18 protein-coding genes and 1 riboswitch are annotated in these 17,668 nt (G+C 33.1%); of the genes, 11 read left to right on the forward strand and 7 right to left on the reverse strand.

Annotated features, from left to right (window positions below):
• Both FH144_RS03475 and cvfB read right to left on the reverse strand, forming a co-directional pair.
• Positions 1–434: substrate-binding domain-containing protein (locus FH144_RS03475; protein WP_242313699.1), on the reverse strand; the 434-nt coding region annotated here is incomplete at its 3' end.
• Positions 435–710: 276 nt separating this feature from the next.
• A complete protein-coding gene (gene cvfB, locus FH144_RS03480) occupies positions 711–1,607 on the reverse strand; it encodes an RNA-binding virulence regulatory protein CvfB (protein ID WP_242313702.1) in 897 nt (298 codons plus the stop codon).
• A 154-nt stretch (positions 1,608–1,761) separates the two neighbouring features.
• Between cvfB and FH144_RS03485 the strand changes: the two genes are divergently transcribed.
• The 8 genes from FH144_RS03485 (at position 1,762) to lysA (ending at position 10,944) form a co-directional block, all read left to right on the forward strand.
• Positions 1,762–3,366 (forward strand): ABC-F family ATP-binding cassette domain-containing protein, encoded by a 1,605-nt coding sequence (locus FH144_RS03485; RefSeq protein WP_107507947.1) that lies wholly within the window; start codon positions 1,762–1,764, stop codon positions 3,364–3,366.
• 186 nt (positions 3,367–3,552) lie between these two features.
• A riboswitch (Lysine riboswitch) is annotated at positions 3,553–3,729 on the forward strand.
• A 116-nt stretch (positions 3,730–3,845) separates the two neighbouring features.
• A complete protein-coding gene (locus FH144_RS03490; protein ID WP_242313703.1) occupies positions 3,846–4,835 on the forward strand; it encodes an aspartate-semialdehyde dehydrogenase in 990 nt (329 codons plus the stop codon).
• Between the two features lies 1 nt (position 4,836).
• A complete protein-coding gene (gene dapA / locus FH144_RS03495; RefSeq protein WP_242313704.1) occupies positions 4,837–5,721 on the forward strand; it encodes a 4-hydroxy-tetrahydrodipicolinate synthase in 885 nt (294 codons plus the stop codon).
• Entirely contained in the window at positions 5,721–6,446 is a 726-nt protein-coding gene (gene dapB, locus FH144_RS03500) for a 4-hydroxy-tetrahydrodipicolinate reductase (RefSeq protein WP_107507944.1), read from the forward strand. Before dapA ends, dapB begins: the two co-directional genes overlap by 1 nt.
• Before the next feature lie 30 nt (positions 6,447–6,476).
• Complete coding sequence (gene dapD / locus FH144_RS03505; protein ID WP_242313707.1) at positions 6,477–7,196, forward strand: 2,3,4,5-tetrahydropyridine-2,6-dicarboxylate N-acetyltransferase; 720 nt, start codon at positions 6,477–6,479, stop codon at positions 7,194–7,196.
• Positions 7,197–7,441: 245 nt separating this feature from the next.
• Complete coding sequence (locus FH144_RS03510) at positions 7,442–8,596, forward strand: M20 metallopeptidase family protein (RefSeq protein WP_242313708.1); 1,155 nt, start codon at positions 7,442–7,444, stop codon at positions 8,594–8,596.
• Positions 8,597–8,599: 3 nt separating this feature from the next.
• Entirely contained in the window at positions 8,600–9,676 is a 1,077-nt protein-coding gene (locus FH144_RS03515; protein WP_242313711.1) for an alanine racemase, read from the forward strand.
• A gap of 2 nt (positions 9,677–9,678) precedes the next feature.
• Positions 9,679–10,944, forward strand: coding sequence for a diaminopimelate decarboxylase (gene lysA / locus FH144_RS03520; protein WP_242313713.1), 1,266 nt, complete (start codon positions 9,679–9,681; stop codon positions 10,942–10,944).
• 121 nt (positions 10,945–11,065) lie between these two features.
• Here lysA and cspA read toward each other — a convergent pair whose 3' ends face one another.
• Together cspA and msaA are read right to left on the reverse strand one after the other, a co-directional pair.
• Complete coding sequence (gene cspA, locus FH144_RS03525) at positions 11,066–11,266, reverse strand: cold shock protein CspA (protein WP_002433901.1); 201 nt, start codon at positions 11,264–11,266, stop codon at positions 11,066–11,068.
• A 204-nt stretch (positions 11,267–11,470) separates the two neighbouring features.
• Entirely contained in the window at positions 11,471–11,779 is a 309-nt protein-coding gene (gene msaA / locus FH144_RS03530; protein ID WP_242313715.1) for a regulatory protein MsaA, read from the reverse strand.
• Positions 11,780–11,943: 164 nt separating this feature from the next.
• On the opposite strand from msaA, the gene FH144_RS03535 reads away from it, so the two are divergent.
• Genes FH144_RS03535 through FH144_RS03545 form a run of 3 tightly spaced genes read left to right on the forward strand, consistent with a single transcriptional unit; the run spans position 11,944 to position 14,071 of the window.
• Entirely contained in the window at positions 11,944–12,213 is a 270-nt protein-coding gene (locus FH144_RS03535; RefSeq protein WP_242313717.1) for an acylphosphatase, read from the forward strand.
• A 21-nt stretch (positions 12,214–12,234) separates the two neighbouring features.
• Positions 12,235–12,861, forward strand: coding sequence for a 5-bromo-4-chloroindolyl phosphate hydrolysis family protein (locus FH144_RS03540; protein ID WP_242313719.1), 627 nt, complete (start codon positions 12,235–12,237; stop codon positions 12,859–12,861).
• A gap of 25 nt (positions 12,862–12,886) precedes the next feature.
• A complete protein-coding gene (locus FH144_RS03545; RefSeq protein WP_242313721.1) occupies positions 12,887–14,071 on the forward strand; it encodes a toxic anion resistance protein in 1,185 nt (394 codons plus the stop codon).
• A 46-nt stretch (positions 14,072–14,117) separates the two neighbouring features.
• Here FH144_RS03545 and FH144_RS03550 read toward each other — a convergent pair whose 3' ends face one another.
• The 3 genes from FH144_RS03550 to brnQ3 form a co-directional block, all read right to left on the reverse strand.
• Positions 14,118–15,530 carry a DHA2 family efflux MFS transporter permease subunit gene (locus FH144_RS03550; RefSeq protein WP_242313723.1) on the reverse strand — a complete coding sequence of 471 codons (1,413 nt, stop codon included), beginning with the start codon at positions 15,528–15,530 and terminating at the stop codon, positions 14,118–14,120.
• A 115-nt stretch (positions 15,531–15,645) separates the two neighbouring features.
• The gene (locus FH144_RS03555; protein WP_242313726.1) at positions 15,646–16,095 is read right to left on the reverse strand and encodes a winged helix DNA-binding protein; all 450 of its coding nucleotides are present in this window, start codon (positions 16,093–16,095) and stop codon (positions 15,646–15,648) included.
• A gap of 158 nt (positions 16,096–16,253) precedes the next feature.
• Positions 16,254–17,597, reverse strand: coding sequence for a branched-chain amino acid-like transporter carrier protein BrnQ3 (brnQ3, locus tag FH144_RS03560; RefSeq protein ID WP_242313728.1), 1,344 nt, complete (start codon positions 17,595–17,597; stop codon positions 16,254–16,256).
• Positions 17,598–17,668: the final 71 nt, after the last annotated feature.

Raw genomic sequence — 17,668 nt, forward strand, 5'->3', positions numbered from 1 at the left:
AAGATTATATTCAATTGGTCTTTAGATAATTCATTTACGAAATCATTATCTTTGTTAACTGTAACTGTTACACCATCTTGTGCAATTTTGAATTCTTTATATTTAATACCTTTATCTTCTAATTTTTGTTTTTCTTCATCTTTAATAGGTCTAGAAGCTTGTGAGAAATCAGTTTCACCGGCGATGAATTTTTCAAAGCCAGCACCAGTACCTGCTTGACCAGATGAGATAGTTGCGTTTGGATGGTCTTTTGCCCATTTTTCATTTAATTTTTCAACGATTGGAGCTACTGTAGATGAACCTTCACCTTTTGCTTGACCTTTAAGATCTTTGCCATCTCCTGAACCGCTACCACTACTATCGCCACCGCCACATGCGCCTAATAATACCGAAGCGCCTAAAACAGTTGTACCGACTAATTGCCATTTTTTCATTGAAACATCCTCCTAATATAAATAACCCAAATTGTTATATGTATTTCTTACAATGCCTATATTACATACCTTTTGTTAATATAAAATAGATTAAATGTAAAGGTTTTGTTAAGATGATAGAAAATTCAATATGGTAAATAAAAAAACTTTATAAAATAAAAAACATTCACTGATTAAGCTATAACTTAAACAATGAATGTTTTGTAATAATAGTAAATTGTTTGTATTTGTTTGTAGCGGCGAAACTTAATAATAGAAGAAAACCGTCTCTATTCATTATTGTTCTGCATGACTCCAACCTTTTTTGGTTAGTGAAATTTTGCCAGTTTCAATGTTGATCATTTTTTGTTTATAAAGATGACCAATCGCTCGTTTAAAAGAACCTTTACTCATGTTAAAGACTTCTTTAATCGCCTCAGGACTAGATTTATCCCAGAATGGAAGCTCTCCTTCGTATTCAACTAATAAATCGAAAATAATTTGACCATCTTCATCTAATCGTTCATGTGCTAAAGGTAAAAATGAACCATTTAGTTCACCTTTCTCATTGTGACCGATAATTCTTACTTCTACTTCCTCACCTAGGCGAGGTTCGTATTTACGCTCTGATTCATGCACAAAAATTTTATAACCATCTTCTGATAATAGGAAACTTCCTACACGTAATAAGCGATAAGGACGTGCTTTGATTAATTTATTTTGTTGGCTATCGTCAAGTACTGGAGTAAACATACTCTCAACGATAGTTTCGCTTGCTAAACGTGCGAACATTTGATTTTCTCTATCTATTCTCATAGTTACTAATACATAATCGCCTACTTGAGGCCATAATGATTTAACTTTAGGGAGGTCTTCCCAAGGAATTAATACTTCTCTAGGTAATCCTACGTCAACACGAGCGCCGTCACGATCTGTTTTTAGCACTTTTGCAAAATCATATTTATCTTTAGTAATGTCAGGCATGTTTTGAGTAGCAAATAACTCGCCTGAACGGTTAGGGTAAATAAAGAAACTATATTCTTCTCCTACTTCTAATTCATCTTCATCATTGATTTCAGATTGATTTAATTTAACTTGTTCATTGTTAGGCCCTTTTAAAAGGTAAGTAGAACCTTCTAAGCCGGTTACTTCTAAGAACTCTATTGAACCAACGATATCTTTATCTAATGCCATAATATTCTCCTTCAAGGGTTTGTATTCTTACCTATTATAACACGCTTGATAGAAACTAGCATTTCACTCTTTCAGTTTTAGATTAGGTCGAAACTCAAAAGATAATATGATATAATTTTTCCGTTAGATAAACGATTAATAAAGGAGTAAATGCATGTTACAAGTAACTGATGTAAGTTTACGTTTCGGCGATCGTAAACTATTTGAAGATGTAAATATTAAATTTACAGAAGGTAATTGTTATGGACTTATTGGGGCAAATGGTGCTGGTAAATCTACATTTTTAAAAATATTATCTGGAGAATTAGATTCTCAAACTGGCCATGTATCAATGGGTAAAGACGAACGTTTAGCAGTTTTAAAACAGGACCACTTCGCTTATGAAGATGAGCGTGTTTTAGACGTAGTGATTAAAGGCCATGAACGTTTATATGAAGTAATGAAAGAAAAAGATGAAATTTATATGAAACCAGATTTCAGTGATGAAGATGGTATTCGCGCTGCTGAATTAGAAGGCGAATTTGCTGAAATGAACGGTTGGAACGCTGAAGCGGATGCTGGTTCCCTACTTTCTGGTTTAGGAATTTCTGCTGACTTACAAGATAAGCAAATGTCAGAATTAGAAAACAACCAAAAAGTGAAAGTGTTATTAGCCCAAAGTTTATTTGGAGAGCCAGATGTATTATTACTTGATGAGCCTACCAATGGTTTAGATATCCCTGCCATCAACTGGTTAGAAGACTTCTTAATTCATTTTGATAATACTGTAATTGTGGTATCCCACGATCGTCACTTCTTAAATAATGTGTGTACGCATATTGCAGATTTAGACTTTGGTAAAATCAAGTTATATGTCGGTAACTATGATTTCTGGTATCAATCAAGTCAATTAGCCCAAAAGATGGCTCAAGAACAAAATAAGAAAAAAGAAGAAAAAATGAAAGAATTACAAGACTTTATCGCTCGTTTCTCTGCTAACGCTTCTAAATCAAAACAAGCGACTAGTCGTAAAAAACAATTAGAAAAAATTGAATTAGATGATATTCAACCATCTTCTAGACGTTATCCATACGTTAAATTCACTCCAGAACGTGAAATTGGTAATGATTTATTGACTGTTGAAGGTCTTTCAAAAACAATTGATGGTGAAAAAGTATTAGATAATATTTCGTTTACTATGAATCCAAATGATAAAGCTATTCTAATTGGAGATAGTGAGATTGCTAAATCAACATTATTAAAAATACTAGCTGGCGAAATGGAACCTGATGAAGGTTCATTTAAATGGGGTGTCACAACTTCATTAAGCTATTTCCCTAAAGATAATTCAGAATTCTTTGAGGGTGTAGACATGAACTTGGTTGACTGGTTACGTCAATATGCACCTGAAGACGAACAAACAGAAACATTCTTACGTGGTTTCTTAGGTCGTATGTTATTTAGTGGCGAAGAAGTTAAGAAAAAAGCGAGTGTGCTTTCAGGTGGTGAGAAAGTACGTTGTATGTTAAGTAAAATGATGCTTTCAAGTGCTAATGTATTATTACTTGATGAACCTACGAACCACCTTGATTTAGAAAGTATAACTGCTGTCAACGATGGTTTGAAATCATTTAAAGGTTCAATCATCTTTACTTCATATGACTTTGAATTCATTAATACGATTTCAAATCGTGTCATTGATTTAAATCAACCTGGTGGTCTATCTAAAGAAGTACCTTATGAAGAATATCTTCAAGAAATTGGTATATTACAAAAATAGTCTTTTAAATAAATATAGCTTGTCCCCTTTTAGATTAAGTTTAAGGGAACAAGCTATTTTTCTATTTAGGCAAATAGTTTTTCTCATATAATAGCACAGACTAATTTTCAGTCTTTTCCAAAAAATCACAATTATCTGTTTACATAAATATTTAGCTTATGTATAATGTAACTCATAACAATTAAATAAAATCGATGAGGCGCATCAATCATCAGTATATATTAGGTTAACTGTCTGCAACAGCTAATATTGAAAGGGTGCGATGCCGAAGTAAATTATAAACGCAGTTATAATTTATTGGACTTTATGGTTAAGAGCTAAGAGTTTGTCATTATTATTTGATAATGGAGTGCATCACTTATATATATTATGAGTAAGTTCGTGCATTTCGAACTTACTTTTTTTATATCGCATGTCTCCACATAATATTTATAATTAATTTTTCGAAAATTCAAAAAAGAACAATGGAGTGACTTTTCATGACAAGAATAGCAGTAGTTGGTGCAACAGGATTAGTTGGAACAAAAATGTTAGAAACTATCGATCGTAAGCATATTAAATTTGACGAATTAGTATTATTTTCATCTGCAAAATCTGCAGGTAAAGAGATTAGTTTCCAAGGACAAACATACATTGTTCAAGAACTTACTGAACAAGCGGCAGGTGAAAAATATGATTACGTTTTAATGAGTGCTGGTGGCGGAACAAGCGCACAATTCGCCCCTATCTTTGAACAAGTGGGAGCAATCGTGATTGATAACTCTAGCCAATGGCGAATGACTGAAGATATTGACTTAATTGTTCCTGAAGTCAATGAACCTCAATTTAAACGTGGAATTATCGCTAATCCTAACTGTTCAACAATTCAATCAGTAGTACCTTTAAAAGTATTACAAGATAAATTTGGCTTGAAACGTGTGGCCTATACAACATATCAAGCAGTTTCTGGTTCAGGTGTTAAGGGTAAAAGAGATTTAATTGAAGGCGCAAATGGTAAAGCTCCAGAAGCTTATCCCCACCCTATTTATAACAATGTGTTACCACATATTGATGTGTTCTTAGAGGATGGCTATACCAAAGAAGAACAAAAAATGATTGATGAAACACGTAAAATTTTACATGAGCCAGACTTACGAGTAACAGCAACATGTGCGCGTGTGCCAGTTCAAGATAGTCATAGTGTGGAAATTGACGTGACACTCGATAAAGAAGCAACGGTTCAAGAAATTAAAGATTTATTTGAAAATGACAACCGAGTAGTTCTAGTAGATAATCCTGATAATAATGAATATCCTCAAGCGATTAATTCAACTGGTAAAGATGAAGTGTTCGTGGGTAGAATCCGCCGTGATGATTCTTTAGATAATACATTCCACGTATGGTGTACATCTGACAACTTACTTAAAGGCGCGGCATTAAATGCAGTACAAGTATTGGAGCAAGTCATTAATTTAAAAGGAGCTAGATAATATGACGCATATCTTTGAAGGCGTAGGTGTAGCATTAGCTACTCCATTTACAAATAATGAAGTTGATTATAACGCATTAGAAAAACATGTAGACTTTTTATTAGAAAATAATGTACAAGCTATTATTGTTAATGGGACTACGGCAGAAAGCCCTACTTTGACGGAAGATGAAAAAGAATCAGTACTTGAAGCGGTCGTTAAACAAGTTAATCACCAAGTTGCTATTATTGCGGGAACTGGGACAAATAATACTGAAAAATCTATCCAAGCCTCATTACGTGCTAAAGCGCTCGGTGCTGATGCGATTATGTTAATCACTCCGTACTATAATAAAACGAATCAACGAGGACTTGTTAAGCATTTTGAAACGATTGCTAATAAAGTTCAGTTGCCTGTGGTGTTATATAATGTGCCTTCAAGAACGAATATGACGATTAATCCAGAAACTGTTGAAACACTAAGTCATCACCAATATATTGTAGCAATCAAAGATGCCACTAATGATTTTGATTACTACGAAGAAGTTAAAAAACGTATTAATCAAGATGAATTTGCTTTATATAGTGGTAATGATGATAACATTGTAGAGTTTTATAATCGCGGGGGTAACGGTGTTATTTCAGTAATTGCAAATGTGATTCCTAAAGAGTTTCAAGCGCTATACGATGCTAAACAAAGTGGAGAAGATATTTCAAAAGAGTTTGAAGCAGTTGGTAAATTATTAAACGCATTATCAGTAGATGTTAACCCAATTCTAATTAAAGCGTTAACGAGTTATTTAGGGTTCGGTAACTATGAATTACGTTTACCACTCTTGCCTTTAGAAGTTGAAGATACAAAAGCATTAGTAAATACGTATAAACAGTTTAAAGCGGGTGAACTTTAATGAGAATTTTATTAATTGGTTACGGGGCAATGAACCAACGTGTTGCACGACTTGCCGAAGAGAAAGGTCATGAAATTATTGGTGTAATAGAACCTGAACATAATGAGGCTACACCATATACACATTTTGATCATATCGCTGATGCTCAAGACAAAGCAGATGTAGCTATTGATTTTTCTAATCCGAACTTACTATTACCTCTTTTAGATGAAGCGTTTGAGTTACCTTTAGTGATTGCAACTACAGGTGAAAAAGAAGCTATTGTAAAAAAACTTGAAGAATTAGCGTCACGCATGCCAGTATTCTTTAGTGCCAATATGAGTTATGGTGTCCATGCACTTACTAAAATATTAGAAGCTGCAGTTCCCCTATTACAAGATTTTGATATTGAGTTAACTGAAGCGCACCACAATAAAAAGGTAGATGCACCAAGTGGTACGTTAATTAAATTGTATGATGCGATTAAAGAAGCACGAGAAAACATTACTCCAGTTTATAATAGACATGAACGTAATGAAAAACGTACTAAAGATGAGATCGGTATTCATGCAATTCGCGGCGGTACAATCGTCGGTGAACATGATATCTTATTTGCCGGTATTGATGAAACAATCACTATTTCTCATAAGGCACAATCTAAAGACATTTTCGCTAACGGTGCAATTAATGCCGGTGAAAAATTAATTAAATTACCTAATGGTTATTATACATTTGATAATCTATAAAAATATAATTTTCAAGGAGAGACTAAACTTATGGTACAACACTTGTCAGCAGAAGAAATCATTCAATATATTAGCGATGCTAAGAAATCAACACCATTAAAAGTATATGCAAATGGTAATTTTGAAGATGTAACCTTTCCACAAACATTTAAAGTATTTGGTTCAGAAAATTCAAAAGTAATTTTCTGTGAGGCAGATGAATGGAAAGAATTTTATGATAGCTATCAAGCTAATATTGACGAATTAGAGATAGAAATGGATCGTCGTAATTCAGCGATTCCACTTAAAGATTTAACGAATACCAACGCACGTATTGAACCAGGTGCGTTTATTCGTGAACAAGCTATTATTAAAGATGGCGCTGTAGTAATGATGGGCGCAACAATTAATATCGGTGCTGTTGTCGGTGAAGGTACTATGATAGATATGAATGCTACATTAGGTGGCCGTGCTACAACTGGTAAAAATGTCCATGTTGGCGCAGGCGCAGTATTAGCGGGTGTTATTGAACCACCAAGTGCCTCTCCAGTAGTTATTGAAGATAATGTTTTAATTGGAGCCAATGCAGTTATCCTTGAAGGTGTGCGTGTGGGTGAAGGTGCGATTGTGGCTGCAGGTGCAATTGTAACCCAAGATGTTCCCGCTGGTGCTGTTGTTGCTGGTACCCCTGCTAAAGTAATTAAACAAACTTCTGAAGTTGAAGATTCGAAACGAGAAATTGTTTCAGCTTTAAGAAAGTTAAATGACTAAAAGTTAATTTAATAGAAAATTATTTTGAGTTAAGAACTATATTGAATTAATCCCTACTAATTATAAGATTAAGAGCCTAGAACATTTGACTAAATAAATGTTTCGGGCTCTTAACCATATTTATATTTTTGTGACATTAATTTTATCAGTTTTCCAGACACATTATTGATGCCTCACTCTCCCATGATTAAGCTAAGCTTTACATATAAAATTTTTAACGAAAAATAAGTTAAAGGAATGATATTATGAGCGAATTAGAATTTGTAACTAAACATAGAAGACATTTACATCAACACCCTGAGTTAAGTCTTCACGAATATGAAACAACACAACATATTATTCAATTTTTAGAAGAATTAGATGTGCCACATCAACGACCTTTAGAAACTGGCGCAATTGCATATTTAGAAGGTAATAGTGATCACACTATCGCTTTTCGTGCTGATATCGATGCTTTACCTATCTTTGAAGAAAATGAAGTGGACTACCGCAGTCAAACAGATAATGTGATGCATGCTTGTGGCCATGATGGTCATACAACAGCGTTAATGCTATTTATGAAACGTTGTAAAACTATGGCAGACCGTAATGAACTACCTCATAATGTTGTCTTTATCTTTCAACCTGCTGAAGAAACTGGCGGTGGCGCACATCGTTTAATTAAAGCAGGTGCATTTAAAGATTACCCTATCGAAGCGGTCTTCGGCATTCATGTGAATCCTTTTGCAAAAGAAGGACAAGTAGTCATTAGAGATGAAGAAATTACTGCTAGTGCTACTGAATATAGATTCTTTTTAAAAGGATTATCAAGCCATGTTGCCGATAAAGAACAGGGACACTCATGTGGTGAAGCACTGTTACATGTACTTAACCAAGTTGGACAAATTCAACAATATCATTTAAATGGATTAAAACGAAATATTGTTCATATGGGGCACTTTGAAGCTGGCGAAGCCATTAATACAGTACCTAGTAATGGTTATCTTGAAGGCACAATTAGAACATATGATCCTGAAGACTTAAGAGTTGTAACTGCTCAAATGCAAAAGATAGCTGACAGTGTGAGCTTATTGTTTAATGTAGAATGTGAAGTTAAATTTGAAGAAGGATATCCACCTACTATGAACAGCCCAAAATTGCGTGCTAGCGTTGAACGAGCTATTCAAGATGCGAATTTAGAGGTTATAGATAAACCTCTACCTTTCTTGTTCGGGGAAGATTTTAGTTTTTATGGTCAACATTTAGCGCCCTCTTATTTTGCTTTTGTAGGTACACGAAATGATGATAAAGGCTTTGTAACAGGTCTACATACTCCTACCTTTAATTTTGATGAAAAGGTTTTAATTTATGTAGCAAATTATTATGAACAATTATTAAAAAATTACGGAAAGGAGTCATAGACTGTGACAGCAACTTGGTCAGTGGATACAGAACGATTTTATCAAAATGTAGTTAAAGTAAAAAATGGTAATTCAATCATGGCGGTAGTTAAAAATAATGCCTACCATTATGAATTAGAATTTGCTGTAAAAACTTTTTTAAAAGCTGGGATAACTACATTTAGTACTACATCTTTAAAGGAAGCAGTGAAAATACGTTCACTTGCTCCTAAAGCAACTATCTTTTTAATGAATGCAGTATATGATTTTGAAACGGTTAGAAAGTATCAAATTCAAATGACTTTACCTTCACTAGAATACTATTATCAATATAAAAGTGATTTACAAGGGATTAATGTCCATTTAGAATTTGAAAATTTATTACATCGCTCTGGATTTAAATCATTAGATGAAATTAAAGAAGTAATCGTAGATCATCAAAATAACCAAAGTCATCAAAAAATGAATATTGTAGGATTATGGACTCATTTTGGTTATGCTGATGAGTTTGATGTGCCGGAATATACGGTGGAACGAGAAGCGTGGTTGAATGTAGTTAACACTTTATTAAATGAAGACTATCATTTTGATATGATTCATTCACAAAATAGTGCAAGCTATTATCGTGAAGGACGCGCCCTTCTTCCTCATCATACACATGCACGTGTGGGCATAGCGTTATATGGTTCTCGTCCGTATAGCAATTTAGATGAACAAGAAATTAATCAGGCACTCACAGTTAAAGCTAATGTAATTCAAGTACGAGAAGTTAATCATGGTGACTATTGTGGTTACAGCTTTGCTTTTGAGGCAACAAAAAATCATACACGTTTAGCAGTTGTGGATATTGGCTATGGAGACGGTATTCTTAAGTCTCGCGCAAAACATGAAGCATTAATAAATGGCAAACGTTACCCTATCCGAGCTTTAATGATGAGTCATATGTTTGTAGAAGTAAATGATGAAGTCCATGCACAAGATGAAGTGATATTATATAATGAAGATATACGCATTGATGAATACACTTTCAAGGGCGTAGGCGCTAACTCAGAACAACTTAGTGCAATGAATCATGATTCTCTCATAAAGGAGTATAGATAAAGATGGCAGTTAAATATAATGAGTATGGTGAATTAACAATGGCGGGCACAAGCTTAAAAACGCTTGCTCAAAGTTTTGGGACACCTACTATTGTGTACGATGAAGACGAAATTCGCAATCAAATGCGTAGATATCATAAAGCTTTTCAAGAAAGCGGATTAAAATATAATATTTCTTATGCATCTAAAGCATTTACTTGTATTCAAATGGTAAAACTTGTGCAAGAAGAAGACTTACAGTTAGACGTGGTGTCTGAAGGGGAATTATACACAGCTCTAGAGGCTAAATTCGATCCTAGCAAGATTCATTTCCATGGTAACAATAAAGCTAAACGTGAGATTCAGTACGCGTTAGAAAATGGCGTAGGTTATTTTGTAATTGATTCGCTTGAAGAAATTGATTTAATTGATAGATATGCGAGTGATACTGTTAATGTTGTAATTCGTGTAAATCCTGGCGTAGAGGCTCATACACATGAATTTATTCAAACTGGACAAGAAGATAGTAAATTTGGCTTATCAATTCGTCATGGTTTAGCACTTGAAGCAGTTAATAAAGTGCGTGATTCTAAACGTTTACATTTAAAAGGTGTGCACTTCCATATAGGCTCTCAAATCGAAGGCACTGAAGCAATGATTGAAACTGCGAAGATTGTATTAAATTGGTTACATGAAAATGACATTAAAGTCGAGTTGCTTAACTTAGGCGGAGGATTTGGAATTAAATATCTTGAAAGCGATGTAAGTTTCCCTATTGAAGAAGGCATTGGTGAAATTACTAACGCTATTAAACATGAAGTTGAACGTTTAAATTATGACATGCCAGAAATTGGTATCGAACCAGGTCGTTCAATTGTAGGTGAAGCCGGTATTACATTATATGAAGTAGGAACAATTAAAGATATTCCAAATGTAAATAAATATATTTCAATTGACGGTGGTATGAGTGATCATATTAGAACTGCTTTATATGATGCTAAATATCAAGCCTTATTAGTAAATCGTCATGAAGAAGCGGATGACACTGTAACGATTGCAGGTAAACTATGTGAATCTGGAGATATCATTATTCGTGATGCGCAGTTACCTTCATCAGTTGCACGCGGTGATTATTTAGCTATATTATCTACTGGCGCATATCATTACTCAATGGCTTCTAATTATAATCAAATGCAAAAACCACCTGTCTTCTTCTTAAAAGATGGAAAAGCACGTGAAGTTATTAAACGTCAATCACTAAGACAATTAATCATTAATGATACAAAATAAATTGATGAAAAGCCTTATTCTACTATTTCAGTAGAATAAGGCTTTTTATAATTGTAGAAATAAAAAAACACCTTACATCTTGGTAAGGTGTTACTAAAGTCAATATTTAACAATCTATTTATTATAGTTTAACAACGTTTGCAGCTTGAGGACCGCGGTCGCCTTCAACTACTTCAAATTCAACTGATTGACCTTCTTCTAATGATTTGTAACCATCTTGGTTAATTGCTGAGAAGTGTACGAATACGTCGTTTTCTCCTTCAACTTCGATAAAACCAAAACCTTTTTCAGCGTTAAACCATTTTACTGTACCTTGTTTCATAATTCTGAAACCTCCAAGACTAAAATTCATTCAATATGCATTATTCGCATATTACAAAAAATACATGTGACAATTATGTATTAATAACACAACCTATAAATAACTCTTACAAATATTCTTTGCAATATGGAATAAAACCATTGCTTATTAGTTATTATATGTTAATTCGTACTAAATTGCAATACAATTATAGAAAATTGTCATTTAATTAATTTTTGGGAGATTATAATAAACATCTTTATTATTTAAAACAATAAAACTATAAAATATTTGCAAATCTTCATCGCAATCCTCACAAAAATTTAAATCACAATTATTATAAAAAGCGTGAATATTGTATTTCCCAACTACATAATTATCATAATATTGCATACTTTGTTTAATCAATTTCTCATAATTTTCAATCATAGTTTCGTAATCATCAAATTGATGTTTTTCAATAATTTTATCTGTCCAGTCGCTAAATAACCACCATCCCTCATAGTCAGCTCGAATCTTTGCAACTGTCCACATTGTAAATTCCCCTCTCAAATTAGCCTATAACAAGTATTTTAACTTTTTTACATTTGAATTCAAGTTTAATGGCTCATACTTTTGACCGATGTAGAGCGAAATGTGATAGTAAATATTAGTTTTTTAATACAAAAATTCGTATAATATATTTAAGAGGTGATACTATGCAACATAAGCATTTACGAGTTTTTGGAACAGTTCAGGGAGTAGGCTTCCGTTACTATACACAAAGATTAGCACACAAATATCATATAGTAGGAACAGTTGAAAATGTAGAAGACTATGTAGATATATATGCTCAAGGTGAAAAACAAGACTTAGAGCAATTTATTGATGCAGTAAAAAATGGTGCCTCACCTGTTTCTTCGGTGACTGACTATGATATCGAAGATTTAAATTCCAACGATCAATATTCAGATTTTAAATCGATTTAATTATATAAAGGAAGATGAATTTTGAAATATAATATTTCTCGACTTTTAGGTGTAATTGTAGGCGTTCCAGTAGCATTTGTTTCCTGGATGGTCAGCGTCTTTGGGTTTGACCTTTCATTTATAATAGATGGATTAATAGGCGTCGGCATGTTTTTCGTCTCTTACTTCCCTACTCAAAGAATTACATCTAATAAGTATTTAGCTGAAATTGGATTATCGCGTAGAGATTATCGTTTTGTGAGAACTCACTTAAACCAGGCACAAGATAAAATTAGAAATATCTTAAAATCATTTATCAATGTGAGATCTCTAAAAGATTTTCGCCAAATTAATGATATTTATAGAATTTCTAAATCAATTCATTTCGCAGTCAAGCAAAGACCTGCTTTATTTTTTAAAGTAGAAAGCTTCTTTTACTCACATATAGATAACGCCTTAAATTTAATCGATTCATATACGCGTCTTTCAAAAATGCCTAAGAAAACTATCGAAGAGAAACAAAAATTAGAACAAACACGTATTACTCTAGATGAGGTAAAACGTACATTAATTGCAGATTTAAAACGCATTAACGAAGAGGATTACGAGCGATTAGATGTAGAAATGGAACTCAATCGTTTAGAACAATCACGTCGTAAAGATTCTTAAATAAAGAAATGGAGCGAATTTTTAAATGACTCGAGAAGAACAATTTATCAACTCACATCCATTAGATGATTATATAGAGCAACAGGATTTAAATCAATCTAATAAAAATGAGGTTACTCCAAATGCTATAGCTGAAGAAACTGAACTTCAATTTAGTGATAAAGAGCTTCAAAAGATTGAAACTATCAGTCAGCAAATTAAACCACTAGATGACGAAGGCTTATTATCATTCGGTTCCCACTTACAACAAAATATGTCTAAATTTTCTCATCGTATGTTAGATGAGGTGCAAACTAAAGATGTAGGACCTATTGGTGACACGCTTGATCAACTTATGTCTAAGCTTAAAGCGGTCAACCCTGATGAGTTGAATCCTGAAAAACAATCTAAAATTAAACGTTTATTTAAAAGAACGAAAGCTTCTATAAATGAAGTGTTTTCTAGAATGCAATCAGTAAGTTCACAAGTTGATCGTATTACAATTCAATTAGATAAACATAAAGCAAATTTATCTAAGGATATTCAACTATTAAATAGTTTATATGACCAAAACAAAGAATATTTTGATGATGTGTCATTATATATTGCAGCTGCGAAACACAAAAAGCGTGAAATACAAACTAACGATATTCCTAAATTGCAACAACATGCTGAACAAACAGGCAATCAAATGGATATTCAGGCAGTCGCTGATATGGAACAATTCGTAGACCGTTTAGATAAACGTATTTATGATTTACAATTATCAAGACAAATAGCAATTCAAACTGCTCCTCAAATACGAATGATTCAAAATGTAAATCAGGCATTAGCAGAAAAAATTCAAAGCTCAATATTAACAAGTATTCCATTGTGGAAGAATCAGATGGCAATAGCACTTACATTGATGAGACAACGAAATGCAGTATCTGCTCAACGTGCGGTTACAGATACGACTAATGATTTATTAACTCAAAATGCAGCGATGCTAAAACAAAATGCTATCGAAACAGCCACTGAAAATGAACGTGGCATTGTTGATATTGAAACATTGAAAACAACTCAAAGTGATATCATCGAAACGATTGAACAAACCTTACAAATTCAAGCAAATGGTCGTCAAAAACGCCAAGAAGCTGAAAAAGAATTATTAGGTCTAGAGAATGAGTTAAAACAACATGTTTTATCTATTAAAGAACCTAATATGCAAAAACTTGATAATAAATATTAATATAAAACAGCAATTTCTATTGAAATATAATAGAAATTACTGTTTTTTAATCATTTTTGGACGTATTCTTTTTTACAAATAGTGAACAAATCAATCCTATAACCGTTAAGACGGTTAAGTACCAAAAAGTATGTTCTGCTCCATATGCTATAAGTGAAGGCCCAGATAGTTGAGTAGTTCCTTCTGATACACTTTTCATAGATATAATATAAATTGTAATAGCGATAGTCGTTCCAGCAGAGCCCCCTACTTGAATTAAAGTAGTAATAGTTGCGGAACCATCTGGATATAATTCTTTTGGCAATTGATTCAATGCATTAGTTTGAGCTGGCATCATAATCATTGTGACGCCAATAAACATCACTATAAAAGTGAGGATAATTACCCATATAGGTGTTGTTGCAGAAATTGTTAATGCAAAAATAAGCATGGCAATAAAAAGAATGACGAATCCTAGCGTTCCAAATAATTTTGCTCCTAGCTTATCGAATAACTTGCCTATTATGGGTGAAAGAACTAGATTGATCGCGTTTCCAGGTAGAAGAATTAAACCAGCCATTATGGAACTAAAGAACAATGCTCCTTTAATGTAGATTGGAAGTATAATACCTGTTCCTAAAATACATAAAATAACTAGAAAGACCATAGCAGCACCCAAATTAAACATTGGATATTTAAATACTCGTAAATTTAACATTGGGGAAGAAATACTGAATTGTCTTCTAACAAATAATGCTAATGAGACTATACCGATTAATAATGGGCCCCATACTGCCATTTGAGCGAATGACATTTCTGCCATCATATTTAATCCTAAAATAATACCTGAAAAACTAATCGTTGATAATATAATTGAGAAGATATCCACTTTAGGTTTAGTGATTTTAGCTACATTTTCCACTTTAATAAAGGCAATAAATAATATAATTATATATAATAAGGCGCTAATCCAAAATATATAATGCCAACTTAAACTAGAAATAATTACCCCTGCGATTGTCGGTCCTAACGCTGGGCCTGCAGTCATCACTAGCCCCATCATCCCCATGATAACTCCTCTTTTTTCTATAGGGAAAATGAGCATCAATACGGTTACCATTAATGGTAGTAGTATGCCTGTGCCTAGCGCTTGAATAATGCGTCCTAACAATAATATTGAAAATGTAGGAGCTACTGCAGCAGTTAAAACCCCTATCAATGACAATGTAACGCCTGAAACGATTAATGTCTTAGTACTAAACCATTTCATTAAATATACTGATATGGGTACTAAGCACGCCATCGTTAATAAGTAGCCTGTTGTAAGCCACTGAGCTAAAACTGCGGTAATATGAAAATTTTTCATGATGTTAGTTAAAGCCATGTTTAAAGCTGTTTCACTAAAAAGCCCCATAAACCCGCCTAACATTAATACGAAAGCAAACATTTTTGGACTACGTACTTTTACTTGAGCTGTCATTTCATACCTCTTTCTTTATATTCTTCCTTTAAAAGACTTACTTAATATAGCAAAGAGGTTTTCATTTTGTCAACTTAGTTGACAAAATTAAGGGATCAGAATCAACAATATATATCTAGTTAACTTTAAAATCTTCTAAATGCCAATCTGTTCCTAGATAGGTTTTTAATAATTTCATATTTTCGGCACCAATTTGTGTTTGAATATAAAGTTCGATTTGATGTTTTATATTTATATATTTCTCACAACAACTTTCTCCATATTGTGTCAATGCTACGCTTTTTTCTTTTTTATTGCCTTCAACATCACTAACAGTAACGATATTTTTTTCTTGTAAATTTTTAACTGCTTTATGAATGGCTTGACGAGATAAATTCATCCAGTCATTTAATTGAGACAAGCTAGACGTTCTTTTATAAATGATTGTAATTACGTACCATTGTGAACTTGATAAGTGATTGTCTATTATTTCATCATTAGTTAATTTTTCTATCATTGTTCTTAGCTCACCGTGACGCTCACTCATTAAATCTACGAAATCTAAATTTTCATGTATTTTCTTCATATCAGTCACCTTTTTATTTACTTTAATTTTTATTATAAGCTCTTATACTTTAAAATTCCCGTCAAAGCTGTGTGTAATTTTAGACATATTAAAACCAGTCTAGAACACTGTAAATGTACTAGACTGGTGAGATAAAAGTATATTCTCAAATAAAAAGCTTACTCTTTTTGGTATACAATATAATCTTGTTTAACAAATTTAGCTACGATATATCCGACTATAGTCGCTAAAATAGCAATTGGGAACCATTCTAAAGAATATTGCTTTAACGGTAACGCATCTATAAATGACATCTTTATCCAACCACTTGTATTAATTACACTTAATACTGAGACAATCGTCACTATTACAATGGGTATTTGTTGTGCAATAGGTTTTGTAGGTATTAATCGAGCCATTAAAATAAGCAGAACTACAGTGATTGCCACTGGATAAATGATACTTAAAACTGGCACAGACATTGTAATCACAGAATTTAAACCTAGATTTGCTAAAATAAAGCTGATTAAAGTAAAGAATACAGCATAAATTTTATAGGAAATTTTAGGGAAGATTCTATGGAAATATTGACTTACTGATACGATTAAACCACAAGCTGTAGTTAAACAAGCCAACGCTACAATAATTCCAAGCATATATTTTCCGAATACACCAAAGCCATTTGCAGCAATGGTCGTTAAGAGATAAACGCCGACATTTTGATCTTTAGATACAAGGTCTTTCAACGTACTCTCTGGTACATGCATGTGATTTCCAATATAACCTAAGGAAACATAAATAAAAACAAGCGCTACAGCTGCAATTAAGCCAGCCATCACAGTTTGTTTAAAGATATTATCTGCATGTTGAACACCAGTTGCTTTAATAGCATTAACCACAATCATAGAGAAAGCGATAGCCGCAATAGCATCCATGGTTAAATAACCTTCAGTAAAGCCCTTTGAAAAGCTTTCCAATCCAGAACTATATGCTTCCGGATTACCATGAGACGAGCCATTTCCACTAAAATCTACAAATCCTTTAACAATCATTGCTAAGATAGTAAGTAATAACAATGGTGTTAAAAGTGAGCCAATGCGGTCAACTATTTTCCCGGGATTAATACATAAATATAAAACGACTAGGAAATAAATGAGTGTAAATATAAATAAAGCTAATTTACTATTAGTATGTGCAATAGGCGTAATCGTCATCTCAAACGATGTCGAAGCCGTACGCGGTATTGCAAATAAAGGACCAATAGTTAAATAAATTATAATTAAAAAAGTAATTGAGAATTTAGGTGAAATTTTATTAAGTGAACCTACGTACCCTTGTTTATCAAGCGCGCCTACAATAACACCCAGTAATGGTAAACCAATACCGGTAAGGCAAAAGGCTACAACTGCGGGCCAAAAAAATTGTCCACTATCTTGTCCTAAATTCGGTGGAAAAATGAGATTACCTGCACCAAAGAACATGGCGAACAAAGTAAAACCAATTATCCAAGTGTTCTTGTTCATAGAATTGCTCCTTTTTATGTATATGTGTGCAATATTTAACATTCTAGCACAAAAAGGAATTACAAGTCTAT

It is taken from the genome of Staphylococcus sp. acrmy, assembly GCF_022690565.1.
Lineage (GTDB): Bacteria > Bacillota > Bacilli > Staphylococcales > Staphylococcaceae > Staphylococcus > Staphylococcus caledonicus.